Source organism: Sphaerospermopsis sp. FACHB-1194, assembly GCF_014696235.1.
Taxonomy (GTDB): Bacteria; Cyanobacteriota; Cyanobacteriia; order Cyanobacteriales; family Nostocaceae; genus Sphaerospermopsis; species Sphaerospermopsis kisseleviana.
In genome coordinates, this window is the sequence record NZ_JACJPU010000018.1 from 1 (window position 1) to 20,930 (window position 20,930).

A 20,930-nucleotide genomic window follows, 5' to 3' on the forward strand; every position below is an offset into this window, starting at 1 on the left:
TGCCGTCGATGTCAACGGGAGGAGCAGCGATAAATGCGATGATGAAGCAAGTGGTTGCTGCTAACAGGGTGGGGATCATTAATACACCGAACCAGCCGATGTAAAGGCGGTTGTTGGTGCTGGTGATAAATTCACAGAAACGATCCCATACGTTGGCGCTTTGGCGCTGTTGAATGGTTGCGGTCATGTTTTTATGATTGCTCTGTTTATAATATCGGCGAGTTGTTTTTCTCACCTCTGCACAAATCATAAACTGTGTATTTAGTTTTGTAAAGAGAATTAAAATTAGTTTTGTTTATAACTTTTATAGATTTTTCTAATGTAGTGGCGTTGACAGAAATGATCATGGGACGGGCAAGATGCCTATCCCATAGGATTGGTAGATGATTGATAGGTGAAGATCAACCAGGAGGCCATGCCATAGGACGACCGCCTAAGATGTGTATGTGTAGGTGATAGACGGTTTGACCGCCATCGTTACCAGTGTTCATGACTACGCGATAACCGTTTTCTAGTCCTGCTTGGGCGGCGACTTTTTGGACTGTTAATAATAGATGTCCTAATAATGCTTGATCTTCCGGTTGGGCGGTAGCTATGTTAACTATGGGTTTTTTGGGAATGACAAGGATGTGAACTGGTGCTTGGGGGTTAACATCTGTAAAGGCTAAAGCCAAATCATCCTCATAAACGATGTTTGCGGGGATTTCCCGACGGATGATTTTACCGAAAATGGTATCTTTGGTTTCACTCATGCGGTTTTACCTAGTATATCTGTTAGAGATTTTAGGGGATAGTTGGGTGAGGTGGCGATCGCTTACCGTGGGTATCGCTTTTTTGCAGAGAAAAAGTTAAGCTGTTGTGTAATCAGTGCCTCTATAGCTTTATGGCTAAACCTGCGGATGTCAGTACCAAACGTTTAATTAGTCTCGCACCCAACAACTAGGTAAAATGGGTAACACAAATCCCGGATGTAGTTGCTAAAGAAATACTCAATTCTGAATTTCAGTGGATTAGTAGAGAAAGTGATGTACTTATCCGCGCTGAGAGTCAAGAATACAGAAAATTTCTGGTTCTTAATGAACTGCAATTGCGGTATAAACCAGAAATGCCTCGAAGAATGCGAGCTTATGCAGGACTAGCTGAGGAAAAATATCAATTACCCACCTATCCTGTACTCATTAACATTCTGAAAACAGGTAATGAAGAAATACCAACTCGATATCAGTCAAATATTGCTGGTTTGGAGGTGCGTCAAGATTACCGAGTAATTAATCTTTGGGAAGTAGATGTTAAAATTGCCTTAGAACAACCTTTACCTTCTCTACTGCCTTTTGTACCAATTCTCAAAGGTGGTGAAGATGAAACTATAATTCGGGAAGCATTGCGTTTATTAAAAGCCGATGAACAGTTAAATCAATTAGAAACAGTTCTGGCTTTTTTGCTACTTTTGTATTAGATAGTGCCTTAGTTCAAGAAATCATGAGGTGGGATATGGCTGTTTTACGTGAATCACCTTGGTATCAGGAAATATTGAAACAAGGGGAACAAAGAGGAGAAGAAAGAATCTCAAGTATTGAATTATCTTTAGAAGTGAAATTTGGCAATGAAGGATTAAAGTTTATGCCGAAAATATCAGAAATATCGGATTTTGAAACATTAAAAATAATTCAACGTTCAATTCTCACAGTTGAAAGTTTAGAGGAATTAAGACTGATCATGGAAAACTTGTAATCATAAATTACTCAAAAAGTGAATTGAGAATCAAGTAATGTGTAAAGAACAATAAAGATCAATATTGCTCAAATATTACCAGCTTGAAAAATCTGTTTAGCAGTCAAATTCAAATCTGGAAAAGTTGGTGATATTATCTTTTCATCATTTCTAAACTGCCTTACTTGATACTCACCATCAATCAATAAATGAATAGATATAGTAGGTTGTTTAGGACTACCTATATAACGAATACCTCCTAAAGCTAAATAATCAATAATCCAATATTCAGGAATGCCAATTTCTTCATAATCTCGTAATTTAGTTAAGTAGTCATCACGCCAATTAGTGCTGACAACCTCAATAATTAAGGGAATAGAAGCAGCTTGAGTTACAGTTGATTGTTTTTGCCAAAGAGGTTCATTGACTAAATTAGTCCGGTTTAATAATAGAATATCTGGTAAATAACCTGATTCGCTTTCAGGTGGTTTGACTAATGCTTGTTTAGGAATGGAATAAGGAAGATTTAATCTATCAAATTCTACAGTTATTTTTCTAGCTGTAAAACCTATGATATCTTCATGTAGTCCTGTTGGTTGTGACATTTCCACAATTACTCCATTATGCAGTTCATAGCGTTCTCCATCTGGTTTCCAATCTGCAAATTCTGCAAAGGTTACTGGTTTTTGTAAAACTTGAACCATGATTTATATACCTTAACTTCACCGTTATAGATGATTTAATTATACTTGATAGAAAATGAATTGTCCCAACTATCAACACCAGGGCATCACATCATCTAACCGCAGTTGCAGGGAGAGTAAAAGAGGCTTAACGGGTGACAAGGCGGTTAAACAGCTTGTTTCATAAGGGATAGAGCCTGAAAGCCCCGTTGAAAAAAGAGGCATTGAGAGGTATTTATGTGTTAAGTAACTTTATTTACTTATTTCGGAATATGTGTAAATGTTTATTTGTAATCAATGCAGCTAAATAAAGTATTTTCAGCATCTTCATGGATATCCATAGCTTGTATAATAAATTTTCTCAATTCCCAATAAAATCAGTATTTATATTGATGTATGCGGGGGGGGGGGTGAATGATAACATACACTGAGAAAAAATTATCCACCAAAAGACATATTTTCTCAACCTAACATTTTTTTGTAACCAGGAAACTTAAACCATGATTCGTCGTTTTGCTTTAGCTTCCGCCATCTTAATCACTGCCGGTTATGCCGCTCCAGCAATGGCAGGTACAGCAACAAGTAATATAACTGTCTCAACTACTGTTATTCATAGCTGCAGTATTTCTACGACTCCACTTGCATTTGGCGATTATGATCCAATCGTTACTCATGCCACCACTCACTTAGATGCAACAGCAACTGTAACTACAACTTGCAGTAATGGTGGGGGAACGTATATTAGGTTAGGACAAGGCGCAAATGCTGCAACTGGGTCTACTAATGTCTCCCCAGAACGTAGGCTTAAGAGTTCTATTAATGAATATATCAATTATAACATTTACCAGAATTCAGGACGCACTACAATTTGGGGAAATACTCTTGATACTAGTCCGAACCCTATGGGAAATGGTAGTGCACAAGTTACTACTATTTACGGTAGAATCCCAGCTGGACAAACTGCTGATGACACTACTTACTCTGATACTGTAGTAGCTACAGTCGAATGGTAATCCACAAGATACTACTACTATTTACGGTAGAATCCCATCTGGACAAACTGCTTTTGCCGGTTCATACTCTGATGCTGTAGTAGCTCAAATCAATTGTTAAGAGAATTTAATACTTAGATGCCCGAATTCTTGAAGAAGTCGGGCAACTGTAACAGCTACTGTTACTTACTAAGCCCTGATCATCCAAAAGACATCTGGTAAAAATTACACAAGCGATATCCGTAACCCACGACGCAAAATTTTGGTGCGTTACGTTTCTGTCCTAACGCACCCTGCAAATAAGGTTAATTCTCGTGTTTACCCTCAGTTCCCGCTTAAAATTACTGCTGTTTCCCAGCCTATTTCTGGGCTTATGTTTTAAAACATCCCAAGCCAACGCAAGTAATTATAGCGTTAGTCCCATTAATGTTGTTCTTTCTCCCAGAGTTTCCACTGCTCTGCTGAAATTACGTAATCAGGATACCAGTGCTGCCAGCTTTCAATTCAAAGTATTCAAATGGGAACAAAATGCCCAAGGAGAAGACAAACTCACTCCTACTGAAGATATTATTCTGTTTCCATCTCTACTTTCCGTAGAATCCCAGGGAGAACGGCAAATTAGACTCGGTTCTAAAGTTCCCATTAATACTGTCGAAAAAACTTACCGATTGATTGTGGAAGAACTACCGACAAAAACCAGTCAACCCACCCAGAATGCCATCCAAGTCTTAACTAATTTAAGTATTCCTATTTTTCTACAACCGAGCCAAATCAACCAGTCAGGAAAAATGGGACAACTAGCAATCAAAAAAGGTAATTTATCTTTTGAGATTAATAATACTGGTAATGTCAATCTTCGTCCACAGCAAATAACAGTGCAAGGACTAAGTGCCACAGGGGAAAAAATCATTGAAACTGCTGTTAATAGTTGGTATATTTTAGCGGGTAATACTAAATCCTACAGTGTAGGATTACCACCCAAGGAAAAATGTAATGGGGTCAAGAAACTGGTAGTGGAAGTAAAAACTGCAAAAACCACCTTTAAAGAGACCCTAGATACTCCCCAGGGCGCTTGTGCTGCTGCTTACCCCCCTTAGTCCCCCTCACAGGGGTAGGTTTTTAATATGATTTGTGAAGGCAAGACCACCGAAGACAAGGAAGGCTTGTCCTGAGCGTAGTCGAAGGGATGGACAAGGAAGATTTTATACGGACAATGGTTTTTTGACGGACTATTTTTGTGACTAAGAATACAGACTTTGTACTGTTTTCCTCCCTTGTCACCTTGTCCACCTTGTCTTGCCCTCACGACAATGTAAAATACCTACCCTTGTAAGGGGTTAGGGTGGGGTTAATTTCAAAATGCTTACAAAGTCGCTCTCAGTTGCATCGTGTCCTGGTAATTTCCCGCCGGCACATTTTGCCCCGCCGGAATCTTAATATAAAGATTGACATTACTGGCTGAACCCGTACCAGTCAATGACAAAGCAGTGTTATCGGTGTTCCCCCAAATTATTGTCCTAGATTCATCTTGATATAATTCATACAATAGATAATTTCCGTCACCATCAGTCATGCGGCGCACGGGGTTAGTGTCTGTGGAGCCAGTAGAGGCATTTTGTCCTTGTCCCAGGGTAATTTTCCCAGTAATACCACTCGGTAAAGTGATAGCGATTGGTAATGTTACCATTGCCGGAGTAGACGGATTAGTTATGTTCTCAACTGGTATTGGCACAGGATCAACAGGTGGGGTAATCGTGATACTAGGAACTACGGAAGCAGAAACATTCAAATTAGCATTTGCACTACCTGCCATTGCGGGAGCAGTGGAACTGGCTATAAGCAGCAAAACAGTTAATAGAGAAGGGCGCACTTTCATGGTTTGATGTCTGGTTTGATGTCTGGTTTGATGTCTGGTTTTATGTCTGGTTTTATGTCTGGTTTGATGTCTGTAAATAATGGCTGGTGGTTGCTGTTGGTTTCGGGTTGGAGTTTTGTAGTCTGTTCTGAGGTTGCTGCACAAGAACAAAATGCAATTTTGGAACTGACAGTTAATCAGGTAGCTAAAGAAGCAATTTTTGTGATTTTACGCCCCAAGGATGTTCTTGTTAGTCTTCCTGATTTAGAAAAAGCCGGGTTAGAAAGTTTCGCTGGTAGTCGAGAAACTATTAATAATGAAATTTATGTTTCTCTGACTTCCTTAGCTCCCCAGGTCAGCTATATTTTTGATGAAAAAGCCTTAACTTTAAGTATAACAGCCCAACCAGAATTATTAAAGAGTAACTCATTTAATTTAGGTCGCCAGTCACCCCAAAATATTACTTATAGTCAAAACACTAGTATTTTCTTTAATTATGCTTTTAATTTACCTGTTGACGTTGAAAAATTCAACTTCAACAATTATACATTTTTTGGAGAATCAGGATTAAGCATTAATAAAAGTTTACTTTATAGCAGTTTTTCCCGCAAAACTGACGGTTCTTGGCTGCGAGGTTTAACAAATTTCACCTTAGACAATCCCCAAAAAATGACTAAATGGGTAATTGGTGATTCCTTTGTCAGTGCCGGCGATTTAGGGGGAGGAATGTTTATGGCTGGTGTGAGTAATTCACGGGATTTTGGACTAAATCCTAATGTCATTCAACAACCAACTTTTAGTTTATCTGGTGTAGCCTTAACACCTTCCAAAGTAGAGGTTTTTGTTAATGGACAAAGAGTAAATCAAACAGAAGTACCCCCCGGTCGCTTTCAATTTGATAATTTACTCCTACCCTCCGGTAGTGGTTCTACAAAAGTTGTAATTCGTGATGCTTTGGGTCGAGAACAGGTAATTACTTCACCTTTTTATTTTGCTACAGGGTTACTAAAACCCGGTTTATCTGACTACAGTTTTAATTTAGGTTTACGGCGATTTAAACTAGACTCTGATAATTTTAATTATGGTTCTCCGGCTTTTCTCGGTCGCTATCGTCAGGGTATCACCAACTCCCTGACCCTGGGCGGGCGCTTGGAGGTTGCTAGTAATTTAATTAGTGGTGGTTCTACTCTAACCACTAGCCTACCCTTTGGGGCTTTAGGACTATCCCTAGCCGTCAGTAGTGAATCAGGAATACCGGGGGCTGCGGCTGCCCTCACTTATAGCTATTCTGGTCGTAATATCGGTTTTGGTGGTTCGGTGCGGCTGTTGAGTGACCGATATGCTAATTTAAGTTTGACAGCATTAGATGACAGAGCCAAGTTAGAAAATAATGCTTTTATTTCTATATCTCCTACCCGTAATTTAAGCTTAGGTTTGCAGTATGCGTCCTCTGACTTCCGTGATAAAGGACACAGTAACCGCCTGGCTCTCACCAGTAGTTTGCGTCTCAATTCCAGTGCAGATTTATCTATCAATCTCACCCGGTCTAACCAACCTACACAACCAACTACAAATGAACTATTTATCGGTTTCAATTATACTTTAGGTAATGCTAGAGCTAGTATTAATCGGCAAAATACCAATGGTAAAACTGCAATTAACTCAACTGTATCCGTACAGAAATCTCCACCGGCTGGTAATGGCTTGGGCTACCGTCTTCAGGTTAACCCCAACGGGGAAAAAATTCCCGGCAATGGTAGTATTCAGTATCGCGCTCCCTTTGGCGTTTATGAGTTAAACCTCAACCGCAATAATGGTAAAAATAGTGGTTCTGTTAATGTTTCTGGTAGTATTATCGGCATAGGAAATAGTGTTTTTCTTGCTCCTCCCGTTACCCAAAGCTTTGCACTCATACAAGTTCCAGGGGTAAGGGGTGTGCGTGGTTACAGTAATAATCAGGAAGTTGGACGCACTGATTCTCGCGGTAATTTAATAGTTACTAATCTGCGCCCTTATAATGGGAATAATTTGAAAATCCAAGATGAGGATATTCCTTTAAACTACAAAATTGATGCTAATGAAAAAGTAATTACTCCACCTTTTCGAGGTGGGGCGGTTGTGCGTTTTCCTGTGCAACTAATTCAGAGTATTGTTGGTACTTTGTCGGTAGAAACATCAGGAAAAACTGTAATTCCGTCCTATGGTCAGTTAAATATCACTGTGAATAATCAAATTATTAACTCACCTATTGGTAAGGAAGGAGATTTTTATTTAGACAGTGTTGCTCCGGGAAAATATGCAGCTAATGTGGACTATGAAGGCGGTATTTGTAATTTTGAGCTAACTATTCCCCAGTCTCAGGAACAAATGGTTAATTTAGGTAATTTAAAGTGTATCCTTCCTTAAAGGGTGTTTGAAAAGTTTTTAATAACATTTGTATTCAGTGATTTCACTCATTGTTAATTTACCTGAAAATCTGCTTTGATATAATTAGGGTTTATTCATATATGAACAATGCTGGCTAGAGTCTGGAGTGCATCTATTGTTGGTATCGACGCGGTGAAGGTGGGTGTGGAAGTGGATGTTTCTGGTGGTTTACCAGGAATTATCATTTTAGGTTTACCAGATTCCGCAATTCAAGAATCAAAAGAACGGGTAAAAGCAACATTGAAAAATGCGGGTTTTGCTTTTCCCCTGCGAAAGATTGTAATTAACCTCACTCCCGCAGATTTAAGGAAAGAAGGACCAGCTTTTGATTTACCAATTAGTGTGGGAATTTTAGCAGCTTCTGAACAAGTTAGCCCGGATTTATTAGGAGATTTTTTATTTTTAGGTGAAGTTTCTTTAGATGGTAGTTTGCGTCCGGTGGCTGGTGTTTTACCTATTGCTGCAACTGCTGAAAAAATGGGAATTTCTGGTTTAATTGTTCCTATGGAAAATACTCAAGAAGCTGCGGTAGTGGAAGGTTTAAATGTTTATGGATGTAGTAATATTTCTGATGTAGTTGATTTACTAAATAATCCGGGGAAATTCAAACCTGTTAAATTAAATGAAAACCCAAAGACATTAGCAGCGACATCTTTAAATTTAGCAGATTTACAAGATGTCAAAGGACAAGCTCATGCACGTCGAGCTTTAGAAATTGCTGCTGCTGGAGGACATAATTTAATATTTGTTGGACCTCCGGGAAGTGGGAAAACAATGTTAGCAAGACGTTTACCAGGAATTTTACCACCTTTAGAATTTTCGGAATCTTTAGAAGTTACTCGGATTCATTCTGTAGCTGGTTTATTAAAAAATCGTGGTTCATTAGTACGAGAAAGACCTTTTCGCAGTCCTCATCATTCTGCATCTGGTCCGTCTTTAGTTGGTGGTGGTAGTTTTCCCCGTCCTGGTGAAATTTCTTTATCTCATCGGGGGATACTTTTTTTAGATGAATTAACAGAATTTAAGAGAGATGTTTTAGAGTTTTTACGACAACCTTTAGAAGATGGTTATGTGACGATTTCTCGTACTCGGCAATCTGTAGTTTTTCCGGCACAATTTACATTAGTTGCTTCTACAAATCCCTGTCCTTGTGGTTTTTATGGTGATACAATTCAACCTTGTACTTGTTCACCTAGACAAAGAGAGCAATATTGGGCAAAATTATCAGGACCTTTGATGGATAGAATTGATTTACAAGTAGCGGTAAATCGGTTAAAACCAGAAGAAATTACCCAAGGATCGACAGGAGAATCATCAAAAGCTGTGCGGGAAAGAGTGCAAAAAGCAAGGGATATTGCCACAAATCGTTTTCAATCAGAAACTAATGTTAAATGTAATGCACAAATGCAAAGTCGTCATTTACAAACTTGGTGTAAATTAGATGATGCTAGTCGTAATTTATTAGAAACAGCAATTAGAAAATTAGGGTTATCTGCAAGAGCGAGCGATCGCATTCTCAAGGTATCACGCACCATTGCAGATTTAGCAGGAGATGAAAATTTAAAACCTCAGCACGTAGCAGAAGCAATTCAATATCGAACAATTGATAGAATGCAATGATTGGTGATTGGTGATTGGTGATTGGGTAATCAATTTTATGTTTCCCCATTATTACCTATTCCCTATTCCCTATTCCCCATTCCCCATTCCTCATTCTCACAAAAGTTTATAATGGATTGCTTTTTAAGGAGGAGTTAGGAGGACCGACTAAAGATAGAAATGTCGGTAAAACCGATGATCAATTTTATTTGTTTTGTTTTGATTACAAGTTAAACAAAGGGTTTGCAGGTTACTAATATCGTTTTTTCCCCCACGGGATAAAGGGATAATATGATCAATACTGAGGTTTGTTTCTAGGGAAGTTTTACCGCAGCTTTGACATTGATATTTATCTCTTTGATAAACATACTGTCTCACTTCTGGAGGTATGGGAATACGTGGGGTTTTGTTCATATTGATTGACTAAATTCTTGAAAATCTTTTTCTACTTGTTGGGCATAATTGCGGGCATATTCCATAATAGAGTTATTATAATTATGCCCTGATGTAGTTTGAGCAAATTCAATTAATTCATCAGCGATCGCAGAACCTTGTCTACCACTACTTCGTAATTGATCCCAAGCTGTAACTTCGGCCATTGTTTGGATTAATTTTTCTAAATGTCCTAAATTTCCATCCCAAGCTTGTAAATGGACTGTATCTTTTTCTGGTTGCAATTCTTTTAAAACATAAGATTTTTCACCATCATTGATATGTTCTAATAATGCAGGTGCAATACCTTGAAAACGATTTTGAATTGCAACAACTCTTGCACCTGGAGTTTCCCATTTTGGTTGCGAAACAGTCAGATAAGGTTGTAAAGAACTGGGTTGAGTTTCTTTAAAATCTAGCAAATAGTTCTCATCCGGTGAACCATTACCTTCTACTAGAACTATATAACGTTCTAATCCTAAACTCCCATTACCAGCAATGCGTTTTTCGACATCGAGAATTTCATAAAAATCAGGATTTTGTTCTGTGGTATGATGCCATTGTGTAATTAAGTTTTTAACTTTCTTTTGTTCTGCATCTGTAGCTTTTGCAATTCGTTTATCATCAACTACTAAAAGTCGTTTACCTTTCTTTTCTTTGGTGTATTTATCTAAAAATTTAGCCCGTTTTCTGTGTTCTAAACTGTCTAATAAGTCTTTAACTAAACCTTTTGCAGTTTCCTTTTCTACAGTTCTTGCTTTTCCATCAGCGAGATTTGCAGTGTAGGTTTTTAAATAAATCTCACTTAAATGTAATGCTTCTTCGTCATTTATTCCCACTGCATGAGAACCCACAATAATACTTGTGATAAATCTCACTAAATCCCAGGTACAAGGTGCAATAACTGATTCATCAAAATCATTAATATCAAAATAAACTAAACGGTTATCACCTTTATAACTACCGAAGTTTTCTAAATGTAAATCACCACATATCCAGGTAAGAGGTGCATTATTCAAAGATGATTCTTGAGGTAAATCTTCATAGAATAAATGACAAGTTCCCCGAAAGAAAGAAAATGAATCAGTAGAGATTTTTTTGTATTTTAATTTTAATAATTCTGGATCTCTTCCGTGGTTAAAAGTTTCAATGCGGGTTTTGATGTTGTTCATAGGTGGATGTTGTTTGAATGATAATTTACAGGATTTAACGAATTAAACCTGCCTTTTTAAATATATCATAAGGTGTAATTTGCAAACCTGATAATAATTCATTACTAATAATTTGCTGATTTCTATAAGTGACAGGTAGAGAAGATGAGGTAAAGACTGTGATAGTTTGCGAAACTGTATCTACTACCCAAACTAAAGAAATTCCAGCTTGTAAATAATAGGTAGCTTTTTCAATCATATCTCCAAAAGTTTGACCAGGAGAAATAATTTCAATTACTAATTCTGGTATCACTGGACAAGGTTCATCTTTTAACCAGTCAATAGGAAGACGCTCATAAGAAACATAAGTTAAATCTGGTACGGGTATCCAATCTTGTCGATTCTTGGTTAATTTGACACTCCATTCAATTACAACACGGCCTTTTTCTTGCGCCCATTTTGATAATAATATAAATAGCGATCCTGTAGTTGAACCGTGAAAAAATTTAGGTGACATTTGTTCATTTTTATATTTAGGTATAGCTTCACCGTTAACCAATTCATATATAGTATCACTTTCAGGAAGTGCGATAAATTCTTCGAGGGTGAGTTTATTTTTAAGTTGAATCATATTTTTTGTCTGAATCAGGATGTCCAGGATTAAAGGATTTACAGGATGGGGTTGGATGCTTAGATTTGGGAATTTTTTGTATGTTTTATAACATGGAATAATTATAATAAATAATATTTTTAAATTTATTGTTTTTAACATAAATTAATTTTCTCAACATAATATAATGTCAATATCAGTATATAATTTATATCTTTTTATAACATCCAGAAAATCCTTAAATCCTGGACATCCTGATTCAGACAATTAAACAAAATCTCAACCCAGCGATTAGAAATCGCGTCTACACAAACAAAGTCCACTTCGGTGGACTAATTTCATTAATTAACATTGATTTTCCAGCACTAAAAGCACCTGCAAACACAATTTCAAACCTGGGAGAAATAGCTTTATCTAAGCTTTATCTAAAGATATCTGCACAGATGTCACATCTTGAGAACGCAAAGCAGGTTCTTGATGTAGTAGTTGCAGAATTGTCTCAACTTGTGTTTGCAGTTGCTGACACTGGGGCGCTAAATTTGACATGGTAAGTAGTAAATAAGGTTTATCAGTATTGTAATACTACTTATAGCAACTTGGGTAGATTTGATAGAAATACAAGTATTTTCAGGTGCGTCAGACTGCATAAAATATGTAAACAATATGTATAGCTGTAGACAAGTAGTTAGGACATCTATTGATAATAAAACTCTCACGACAAGTAGGGTCAACAATATAGGGGCGAAGCATTCGGACAATTAATTATCGGTTTTTACCTAAGACTATCATCCGAATGCTTCGCCCTGACTGTGGTCTAAAGACATGAAAACTGCTGTAACAATGTGAGGATGATAAAATTTAGCTGTATAACAGCTTTAGGAACAGCTTTAGGTCAAACCTAAAGCACCACGAGTCACACCTAATTGATTTTGTAAAAGTTGATTTTGTAACTTTAATGTTTTCCACAGTTCTGAACCTGTGATTTCTCCTTGGATAAGTTGTTGATAATAATGTATGGTTTCCTGTACTTGTGCTGGTGTTTCGTTGAGAAATTCAATTCTCAAATGTTGCAAACCCAAACCTATTAATTTTTGTACATATTCTGCCCCAGTTTGAGCAGCACCATTGTATACTGTATTTCTACATCCTGCGTCTGCTGTAAGGATGTGTTCACTACCTACCCTATCTCTAATTTTGACCTCGTGTTTTTCGCATGGTCTACCACAGTTAGTGTAGTCTGTTCCTTCAGAAAGAAAGGCACAAAAAACGCAATGTTCCATGTGAAACATAGGAATATGTTGATGTATTGTCACCTCCAAAAATTGCGGTGCATAACTGGTAATTAAATCTACGAGTTGGTTAATATTTAAATCGTAGGATGCAGTTAACCTTTCTAAATTAAACCGCTTAATAAAATAATCTGCGGTGAGAGGATTAGCAACATTTAAGGAAAAATCCCCAATACATCTTTCCCCTGCAAAATATTCTAAATGGTCGTAATTTCTAATCAAATAACCATCTGCTTGGGAATCTTTAACCTGTTTTAAAATCCAATTTTCTCCCGGTTTAGTAATGCGGGGAGGTGCTACAAAAATACTGGGGACTGGGGACTGGTGATTGGTGACTGGGTATTCTTTAAAGATTTTGACCGCTTCTCTATAATTGCGCGGATCTTCAAATTCACAGTATATTGTTTTAATATCTGCTGTTAATGCTGCTTTGAGTTGTTGAATATTTCTGACTAAAACAATCAAATTATTTTTACAATCTTCATCACAAAACCCATAACTCTCTTCAACCCTCTTTCCTTCGTGTCTTTCGCGTTCTTTGTGGTTCATTCCTCTGGAAATTATACTTAAATTTTGATTAATTAAATCCGTCCATTTTGCACTATGATTTAATTGCCAAAGTTTAGGTTTACTTCTTAACTCCTCTAATTTTTCTACTATTTCCCGACGCATTTTATTTAACTCACTCACGGGTAACATTGCATTACCAATAATCTGATTTTGCAAACTTGCTAAATGAAAAGGTGTATTTCCTAAACGTCCAAATTGTTCCTTTAATTTTTCTGATGTTAAAGGTTTAGTATGTGCTTCCTGTAATAATATCTCTGATTTAACCTTGACAATATTACCAAGTTCATCATCAGCAATAGCTATTAATTTATCTCCCACTTCCCCATAGACATCTATATTAATAGGTTTGGTAAAGTTGGGATATTCACCTTCATAACTTTGACGAATTTGTTTATCTAATTCTGGGTCACTGGTTTTCCAAACTTTATCACCGATATTTATTTTATGTATGTTTAAATTATTTCTCCCAAAAGTTAAAATTACTTCTTTACCTTTGGGAATAACTTCATATATTCTTCCCCCTTCTTCTTTCGCTTCTGGGTGTCCACTATCAAACACTACCCCATCACCAGGTTTAACAGGTGCGGAAATTTTAACGGTTATTTGTTCATTTTTAATGCGAGTAACTTCTCCTAAATAAACACCGCGTTTTTTACCGAAGTTTGCATGAACCAATTCTTGATTATTTATTCCCTCAAACCAACCCGTATAAAGTCCGCGAGAAAAGGCCATTTCTAAATTATATTGGTCTTGACCTCTTGTTCCCCCTTCCCTTGTAGGGAAGGGGGTTAGGGAGTTAGGTCTTTCCGCTATTTTATCTAATCCTTTTCTATAAACTTGAGTCACATTAGCAACATATTCTGCTGTTTTTAATCGTCCTTCTATTTTTAAAGAAGTCACTCCAGTTTTTACTAATTCTGGTAAAACTTCTAAACCTGCTAAATCTTGCGGACTGAGTAAATATTTTCTATTACCTAAATCTACAAATTTTCCATCTGCAATTAAATGATATGGCATTCTACAAGCTTGAGCGCATTCACCCCTATTTGCGGAACGTCCTCCTAATGCTTCGCTCGTTAAACATTGTCCAGAATATGCGACGCACAAAGCACCATGAACGAATATTTCTAAGGGTAAAATAATATTTTTTTCAGATATTTGTTGTTGAATTTTATTGATTTCTTTAATTGAACATTCTCGCGCTAAAACTACCAATTGACATCCTAAAGATTTAGCAAATTCTACCCCCGCAGCACTGGTAATAGTCATCTGGGTTGATGCGTGAATGGGAAAGTCTGGGGAAAGATGACGAATTAAACGACAAATACCCACATCTTGCACAATAACAGCATCAACACCAGCAGAAATGATGTTTTTGAGGTATTGCTCTGCTTCTGTCAGTTCTGAGGGGAAAATTAGGGTGTTTAAGGTGATATAACCTTTGACTCCCCGTAGGTGTAGAAATTCCATTAATTCGGGTAAGTCTGCAATGGTGAAATTATCTGCTCTCATTCTGGCATTAAATTTCTCTAAACCAAAATAAATTGCATCTGCACCATTTTCGACTGCTGCAGTTGCACATTCCCAGTTACCCGCAGGTGCTAAGAGTTCGGGGAGTTTGATTTTTGTGGTGGTTGTCATTTTGCGTAGTTTGATTTTATTGTGAATTTATTGATTATATCTAAATTGGGGTATGGTTGGGGGTAGATGAAAATCCTCGGCTTCTTTTTTAATCATCTCAATAAATTATTAATCTATTTGATAATTCGGGGATCTGGATTTATCTAAGATTATAAAATTTGATGAATACTCTCAACGACTGGTTCAATAAAATCTACTGCATCACCAACCATCAATTCATCTATAGGCCAGCGATTTCCTAACCCAAAGGTAGGATCTATATCTGCTTCATGAGCAATTTTATTTCTACGATACACGATAGAATTTAATGAGAAATTAAATCCCGAACACGCTGAATACTAATCCGAAATTGATCAAGTGCTGACTGCATAACTCGATGATAAGGCAATAATTTTATCTGCTAAATTGAAAAACGTTGTTTTAAATTCTTGTTGCTTTCTTTGATTAGCTTATAATACTCTACCATACTGTTTTAACTGTTCAGATGTTAAAGCATAAATAGATGTAGAATGTTCTTGAGATAGGGCAATTAGACTATTGAAATTAGATATTTTTGTCATGGTCAAATTAACATTCATTCCCTGTTCAGCATATACCTGATTAGGCAACAACAAATTATTTATTTCTAGAATTGGTTTTAACTTATGATTAACTGTATTTTCAATTTTTGCTATCCATATTTGAAATGCTGTGGTTTCTTTACCCCTAATAATTCTATAGTTTTGAACTATAGTTCCTAAAAATTTCAATCTAAATTCAGGAAATGGATAATTAGCTTCCTTTAATATAGGATTTTCACTGGCTTTTCTTGCCCAAGCACACCATTTTGGTAAAATTCTAGCTAAAGAATCTATAGCCATGACGGAAAAGAAATCGGCAGTTGTGGGAACTAAGAAAAAATCGCTAATCATTAATAAATTTTGATTGATAGATCCTAAACTGGAACTCATATCAATTAAAATGTAGTCAGCGTTAAATTTACTCGCAGTCTTTTCTAATAAATCATAAATTGCACCTGGTAAATTTTTTAAAGTCTGAATTGAACCACTTAGCTCCTGTGCAATACCTAATGTTACTTCATATTCACCAAAACCCACATGGCCTGGTAATAAAAATAATCCTTCTTGTCCTTGTATGGGTATACAATCTACTGCTTCAATAGCTCTTGGTTGAGATTCAAAAGCAGGTGCTAAACCTGTTTTAATATTAGAATGTGTATTGTAGATATTTTCTATTCTCGCTTCATCTTCTTCTGTTTCTTCTTTTAAAGCCATCCCTGTCAGATTACATTGAGGATCTGTATCCACAAGTATTACTCTCTTGCCTTTTGCTGCAAGCATCCAACCTAAGTTAAAGGTAGTGGTAGTTTTGCTAACACCACCTTTATGATTAAATAAGGCGATTTTCTGAACCATTGTAATTATTTTGGTAAATGTCTCATTGGAAAATCTGTATTACTTAGTATAGCCTAAGTAAATTATTTCTAACTTAATACGCTCACAACATTTGTAATAATTGAACCCGTATCTATTTCTGTTATTAAACTAAATCAAAACACTATTAACTAGGGGTTGCTGAGAAAGTCTTTCCGTGATGGCATAGGAGTCAGGAGTCAGGAGTCAGGAGTCAGGAGGAGATTTGAAAATTTCTTTGCCATCTCTTGAAATCCCAAAAAATGCACACTTTTTCCGGTATACCCTTCAAAACCCTTGCACTAATTTCTGTGTTTATCAGCCTCTAACCTTTGATATATCAAGGTTTTAGGTTTATTCAGCAAACCCTAACTAGCACTGGTTAAACTATATCAATGCTAAAAGAAAGCCTGAAAATCAGGTTTAATTTAGCAAATAACCAATTCTGGCTTGACTATATTTATTCTTTTAAAAATGGCTCAGGTCGGATTTGAACCAACGACCCCAGGCTTATGAGTCCCGTGCTCTAACCAACTGAGCTACTGAGCCAAACGTTTCATCAACATTAATTAATATAGCACACTATTTTGGCTGTGGCAATGACCAAAACAAATTTTTGCCAAATTTTTTCTTCCATATAGCCGTAGACAGAGTAGTTAGGACATCAATATAATAATGAACCTCTTACTACAAAACGGTTTTACTCCTGCCTCCTGCCTCCTGCCTCCTGCTATATTTCCAAAATAAAAGAGGGAGTCAAACTCCCTCCACAAACAAGACAATTACTAAATTAACCAGCAGCCAAGTATTTACAGGCGTGCCTGTGTCCGTGATGGCAAGAAAGCAATGGGGTTAACTGCGCCCTTACCTGCGGGGTGAACTTCAAAATGGATGTGGGATCCTGTGCTAAAACCAGTGCTACCCATCGCTGCAATGATTTGTCCTTGTTCCACTTCTTGACCTACTTGCACTAAAATCCGGCTGTTGTGAGCATAGCGGGTCAAGCTGCCATCAGCATGGCGGATATCAACCAAGAGTCCATAACCACCGTTGTTCCAACCTGCTCTTTCTACCCTACCGGCAGACGAGGCGTAAATTGGTGTACCCACGCCGTTAGCAATATCAATACCTCTGTGCATTCTACCCCAGCGCCAGCCATAGCCAGAGGTAAGCACACCCTTAGCAGGCCAAATATGCGCCGTGGAAGAGGAAGGCTCTGTAGTTTCTTCAACAGATTTGGGCAGATATAAATCTACTGCTGCCAAAGGTGGTAAAGCTGGGGATACTCTGGTTCCGCGCAAGTTACCCAAGGAGTCACTAGAGTTGACACCAGCGGTAGGTACGTTTAACCTAATGCTAGAAGAACTACCAGAGGAGTTACCAGGTAAAGCTGTTTGCCTTGATATGAATTGGGGGTTAATTGGCTCATTATTGGGTCGAGCCGCACTTACCAAGGGCTTAACCGGTTGTTGACTATAGCCTGGTTGTATCGGCTTGGGTACAGAAATTGATACCGCATTCAGTTGAGCATTAACTGGAAAATTTGTTTGATTATTGGCTTTCTCCACCACAACGGGGACTGGTGTATTTTCAGTTTCATCCACGTTAGCCACAGTTACACCAGACTTTTGAGCGCGGTATTTTTCCCTTAGTCTTTCAATTTCGGCTTGCAAGCTGCGGATACGCTCAGGACCTTTGAGCTTTGCTGTTTTTTGAGGTAGTTGTTGCTCTGTTTGTGTTTCTGTCGCAATATCCAGTTGTGAATTATCACCTCCCACTGCCAAGGAATTAGGAGCAGTGAATTCAGTTTCTGGGGTTGGCGGCAGTTGATTCCCAGCTAAAGGTACGGGAATAGCAACACTGCTGTTGTTCCTAGCGACTGGTGACTGTTTGACTACAGGTACGGGAATGGCAACACTGTTATTGTTGCTTTCCACTGGTGACTGTTTGACTACAGGTACGGGAATGGCAACACTGTTATTGTTGCTTTCCACTGGTGACTGTGGAATCAGAGGTAGATTAGCTTCTGGATCAGGTTTACTCAGCGGAGAAACAGCAAGTTTGGGATTGCTGCTAGGCCGGATGAAAGTAGGACTGATTGCTACAGTTGGCTGAGTATAACTGGTACGCTCTGCTTTAGCTGTGGGAATAATCAGTTTTTGACTGATTTGCAGCTGGTTGGGATCATCGAGATTATTAGCTTTGATGATATCGGAAACAGAAGTCCCGTAATTATCAGCAATCTCGGCTAATGTGTCTCCGGGTTTAACTTCGTAGGTTGTCGTTGCTAATTGCGCGACAACTGCGGGTGCGGGTGCAGGTGTCAATGCTTTCTGCACTGGCGCACTTGTTTGTTTATCCTGTTTTAACCTGGATATTAGGTCGGCTTGGTTAGCATCTATCACCTCTGACGACTGTACTGGCAAGCTGTTATCAGCTACAGTTGTTGGTTGTGCTACCTCAATACCAGCTTCTGAGAACTTATTTGTCTCATCAGGCCGCAACTGGGCAAGACTATTTCTTAAACGGTTGGATTTTTCCTGTAAGCGATTGAGTGCGAACTCTTGCTGCGCTTTTAGTTGTGCATTAACATCATTGCTAACTGGGTTTGCTGATTCTACTATTACGACTGGGGATAGAGAATCAGCAACACCCTGATTTTGAGAAAATTGCGATTCTGTCTGGGACAGTGGTTTTTCTGTTTGTAACCGAGATTGAACTGAGTTGTTATTCAATCCCTGCTCTACTTGGGGTTGCAAGTAGACAGCATTTTTGTTAGCTTCTGATGTTTGAATTTGTACAGCCATTTCCTTGGCTGCAACTGGCCATTTAGCTTCAAGCCCAGGCATTTGCGAAACTGCTGTTGGTTCCCCGACAATGACAGGATTTTCAGGCACGCTCGCTGAAGGGACGGCTTGGGACTCCAGCTTTGTGGCCGCAAATTTTATCTCAGTGTCAGAAGCAGCAGGAATTGTTGAGGCTGCTTTTTGACTGCCAACAGGCGCGGCTGCTTGGGCTTGATCGCTTTGTCGAGTCACCAAAAGGCTGGTTGCGCCCATTGAGATTGCCAAGCCAATCATCGCGGCTTGGGTTCCCGCCCGGCGGTTTGTTTTGTGAATTGTCTCATTTGACGGCTCGATCAGGACACCATCGCTGTTGGGAGTATTGTTTAACACAGCCTTTACTCTCTTTTTCAATGCTCGTTTCAAAGACGACCTCCTATGATCACGCTTCGCTTAACTGATCTTGATTTTTCTGTTGGATATTAATCCATAATTTGAGATCACATCAAACGATAGATCAAGATCACATTTACCAGAGATACTTAGGCAAGATTAACCTGCTTCTCTGATTTAGACAAGTTCACACTTGTTAGTCAACCTTAAGATTTTTGCGTTGAATTGTCTGTTTTCACTCCTCACAAAACCCAGGATTTTTCGCTCTTGACAGTTATGCCTGATGCTCATGCTTTCAAAGCGGGGACTGGACAAATCTGATAGCTTTGATCCCGTTCACTATCGCTGTTAGCATTTGCTCTGCTGCAACTTTGAAAAAAACGATGTTCCTGCTGTAGATATTTTCTAAGTTTTTTTATCTAATCAGTCTTATCAACAGGAGACTTTACGGCTTTTATTTCCTAAAAAACAACCGTACAAATCCGCCGCAGTTTCTGATATGGTCGATTGTATTTCATAATACAAATAGCTAAGATGCTTGACAGTAAATGCTTTGATGATTTTACCTCTGACAGAGATAAAATTTCAATTCACTAAAATCTATCATTGTCTCTTGGTTTGGAATCAAAGTTTCTATACAAATTTCTTATATGACTATCTTTGGACTCAGCAATTTTTTTTATCTAGGTTGATTTAGTATATAAATGTTGCTACATCTAAATCTTGTTTTAGTAATAATACTTAAACAGTTAAGTGGAGAATTTGCTTCTTTCCTAACTGATTCAGTCTTTATAAGTAAAACCTAGCTAACTATTGTAGATACCCTAACTGTCGTCGGCATTCAAACAAGCCAATAGCCACACTTACGGATAGATTCAAGCTGCGAACGCCGGGTTCGTGCATGGGTATGTAGAGGGTAGAGTGACAGACATTGAGAACATCTGGCGGTAAACCTGTGGTTTCACTGCCAAACAATAACCAATCATCGGTTTGATACTGGTAGTTAATATAGTTAAAACTGCCACGAACGCTAAACCCTAACAATCTGCCTCCACGCTGTTGATGGATGATTTGGAATGCTTCTGGGGATTCGTGATAGTGCAGTTTGACGTAAGGCCAGTAATCTAAACCTGCTCTTTTGAGGTAGCGATCGCTAATTTCAAACCCTAATGGACCCACCAAATGCAATTCTGTCCCTGTAGCGGCACAAGTACGGGCAATATTGCCTGTATTTGGAGGAATTTGCGGGTTAACTAAAACTACCTGGGGCATAAGACAAGTCAAAAGTTAAAAGTTAAAAGTCAAAATCCAGTAGAAACCAAGGAAGGCACTGGGGTTTATGAGTATATCAGAGAAAATATACCTAAAAACACATATAGACGA

At 38.0% G+C, this 20,930-nt stretch carries 15 protein-coding genes, 1 tRNA gene and 3 pseudogenes; 5 read left to right on the plus strand and 14 right to left on the minus strand.

Translation table 11 applies throughout. The features are described 5' to 3' along the window. Together H6F45_RS12325 and H6F45_RS12330 are read right to left on the minus strand one after the other, a co-directional pair. Positions 1-187: pseudogene (locus H6F45_RS12325) on the minus strand (photosystem II q(b) protein); the annotation flags it as partial. A 214-nt stretch (positions 188-401) separates the two neighbouring features. Then, positions 402-752 carry a histidine triad nucleotide-binding protein gene (locus H6F45_RS12330; RefSeq protein WP_096567417.1) on the minus strand — a complete coding sequence of 117 codons (351 nt, stop codon included), beginning with the start codon at positions 750-752 and terminating at the stop codon, positions 402-404. 131 nt (positions 753-883) lie between these two features. Between H6F45_RS12330 and H6F45_RS12335 the strand changes: the two are divergent. Beyond that, positions 884-1,731 (plus strand): annotated as a pseudogene (locus H6F45_RS12335) (Rpn family recombination-promoting nuclease/putative transposase). A gap of 68 nt (positions 1,732-1,799) precedes the next feature. Here H6F45_RS12335 and H6F45_RS12340 read toward each other — a convergent pair. Beyond that, positions 1,800-2,414: a Uma2 family endonuclease gene (locus H6F45_RS12340; protein ID WP_096567419.1), complete on the minus strand. Its 615-nt coding sequence runs from the start codon at positions 2,412-2,414 to the stop codon at positions 1,800-1,802. Positions 2,415-2,893: 479 nt separating this feature from the next. Between H6F45_RS12340 and H6F45_RS12345 the strand changes: the two genes are divergently transcribed. After that, positions 2,894-3,406, plus strand: a complete 513-nt coding sequence (locus H6F45_RS12345) for a spore coat U domain-containing protein (RefSeq protein WP_190347318.1) — start codon at positions 2,894-2,896, stop codon at positions 3,404-3,406. 293 nt (positions 3,407-3,699) lie between these two features. Beyond that, entirely contained in the window at positions 3,700-4,482 is a 783-nt protein-coding gene (locus H6F45_RS12355; protein ID WP_347237729.1) for a fimbria/pilus periplasmic chaperone, read from the plus strand. A gap of 266 nt (positions 4,483-4,748) precedes the next feature. Here the strand turns inward: H6F45_RS12355 and H6F45_RS12360 are convergent, their stop codons facing one another. Then, positions 4,749-5,261: a spore coat U domain-containing protein gene (locus H6F45_RS12360; protein WP_190347319.1), complete on the minus strand. Its 513-nt coding sequence runs from the start codon at positions 5,259-5,261 to the stop codon at positions 4,749-4,751. Positions 5,262-5,303: 42 nt separating this feature from the next. Here H6F45_RS12360 and H6F45_RS12365 point away from each other — a divergent pair, with 42 nt between their 5' ends. Together H6F45_RS12365 and H6F45_RS12370 are read left to right on the plus strand one after the other, a co-directional pair. Continuing rightward, positions 5,304-7,646, plus strand: coding sequence for a fimbria/pilus outer membrane usher protein (locus tag H6F45_RS12365; RefSeq protein ID WP_242052606.1), 2,343 nt, complete (start codon positions 5,304-5,306; stop codon positions 7,644-7,646). 108 nt (positions 7,647-7,754) lie between these two features. Next, positions 7,755-9,287, plus strand: coding sequence for a YifB family Mg chelatase-like AAA ATPase (locus tag H6F45_RS12370; RefSeq protein ID WP_190347320.1), 1,533 nt, complete (start codon positions 7,755-7,757; stop codon positions 9,285-9,287). Between the two features lie 147 nt (positions 9,288-9,434). Here the strand turns inward: H6F45_RS12370 and H6F45_RS12375 are convergent, their stop codons facing one another. From H6F45_RS12375 to H6F45_RS12420, 10 genes and pseudogenes are all read right to left on the minus strand, one after another. Continuing rightward, positions 9,435-9,680, minus strand: a complete 246-nt coding sequence (locus H6F45_RS12375; protein WP_137668291.1) for an HNH endonuclease — start codon at positions 9,678-9,680, stop codon at positions 9,435-9,437. Then, a complete protein-coding gene (locus tag H6F45_RS12380) occupies positions 9,677-10,870 on the minus strand; it encodes a DUF2252 domain-containing protein (RefSeq protein WP_190347321.1) in 1,194 nt (397 codons plus the stop codon). The genes H6F45_RS12375 and H6F45_RS12380 overlap by 4 nt, the downstream gene beginning before the upstream one ends. 34 nt (positions 10,871-10,904) lie before the next feature. Next, positions 10,905-11,480 (minus strand): Uma2 family endonuclease, encoded by a 576-nt coding sequence (locus H6F45_RS12385; RefSeq protein ID WP_137668289.1) that lies wholly within the window; start codon positions 11,478-11,480, stop codon positions 10,905-10,907. A 313-nt stretch (positions 11,481-11,793) separates the two neighbouring features. Beyond that, positions 11,794-12,005 (minus strand): annotated as a pseudogene (locus H6F45_RS12390) (hypothetical protein); the annotation flags it as partial. Between the two features lie 341 nt (positions 12,006-12,346). Further along, positions 12,347-14,959, minus strand: coding sequence for a U32 family peptidase (locus tag H6F45_RS12395; protein WP_190347322.1), 2,613 nt, complete (start codon positions 14,957-14,959; stop codon positions 12,347-12,349). A gap of 149 nt (positions 14,960-15,108) precedes the next feature. Further along, positions 15,109-15,255 carry a hypothetical protein gene (locus tag H6F45_RS12400; RefSeq protein ID WP_236104184.1) on the minus strand — a complete coding sequence of 49 codons (147 nt, stop codon included), beginning with the start codon at positions 15,253-15,255 and terminating at the stop codon, positions 15,109-15,111. 153 nt (positions 15,256-15,408) lie between these two features. Continuing rightward, a complete protein-coding gene (locus H6F45_RS12405; RefSeq protein ID WP_199301809.1) occupies positions 15,409-16,374 on the minus strand; it encodes an AAA family ATPase in 966 nt (321 codons plus the stop codon). Positions 16,375-16,846: 472 nt separating this feature from the next. After that, a tRNA-Met gene (locus H6F45_RS12410) sits at positions 16,847-16,920 on the minus strand. A 260-nt stretch (positions 16,921-17,180) separates the two neighbouring features. Further along, positions 17,181-19,547: a peptidoglycan DD-metalloendopeptidase family protein gene (locus H6F45_RS12415; RefSeq protein ID WP_347237730.1), complete on the minus strand. Its 2,367-nt coding sequence runs from the start codon at positions 19,545-19,547 to the stop codon at positions 17,181-17,183. Positions 19,548-20,357: 810 nt separating this feature from the next. Continuing rightward, positions 20,358-20,819 carry a tRNA (cytidine(34)-2'-O)-methyltransferase gene (locus tag H6F45_RS12420; RefSeq protein ID WP_096567441.1) on the minus strand — a complete coding sequence of 154 codons (462 nt, stop codon included), beginning with the start codon at positions 20,817-20,819 and terminating at the stop codon, positions 20,358-20,360. Positions 20,820-20,930 lie beyond the last annotated feature (111 nt).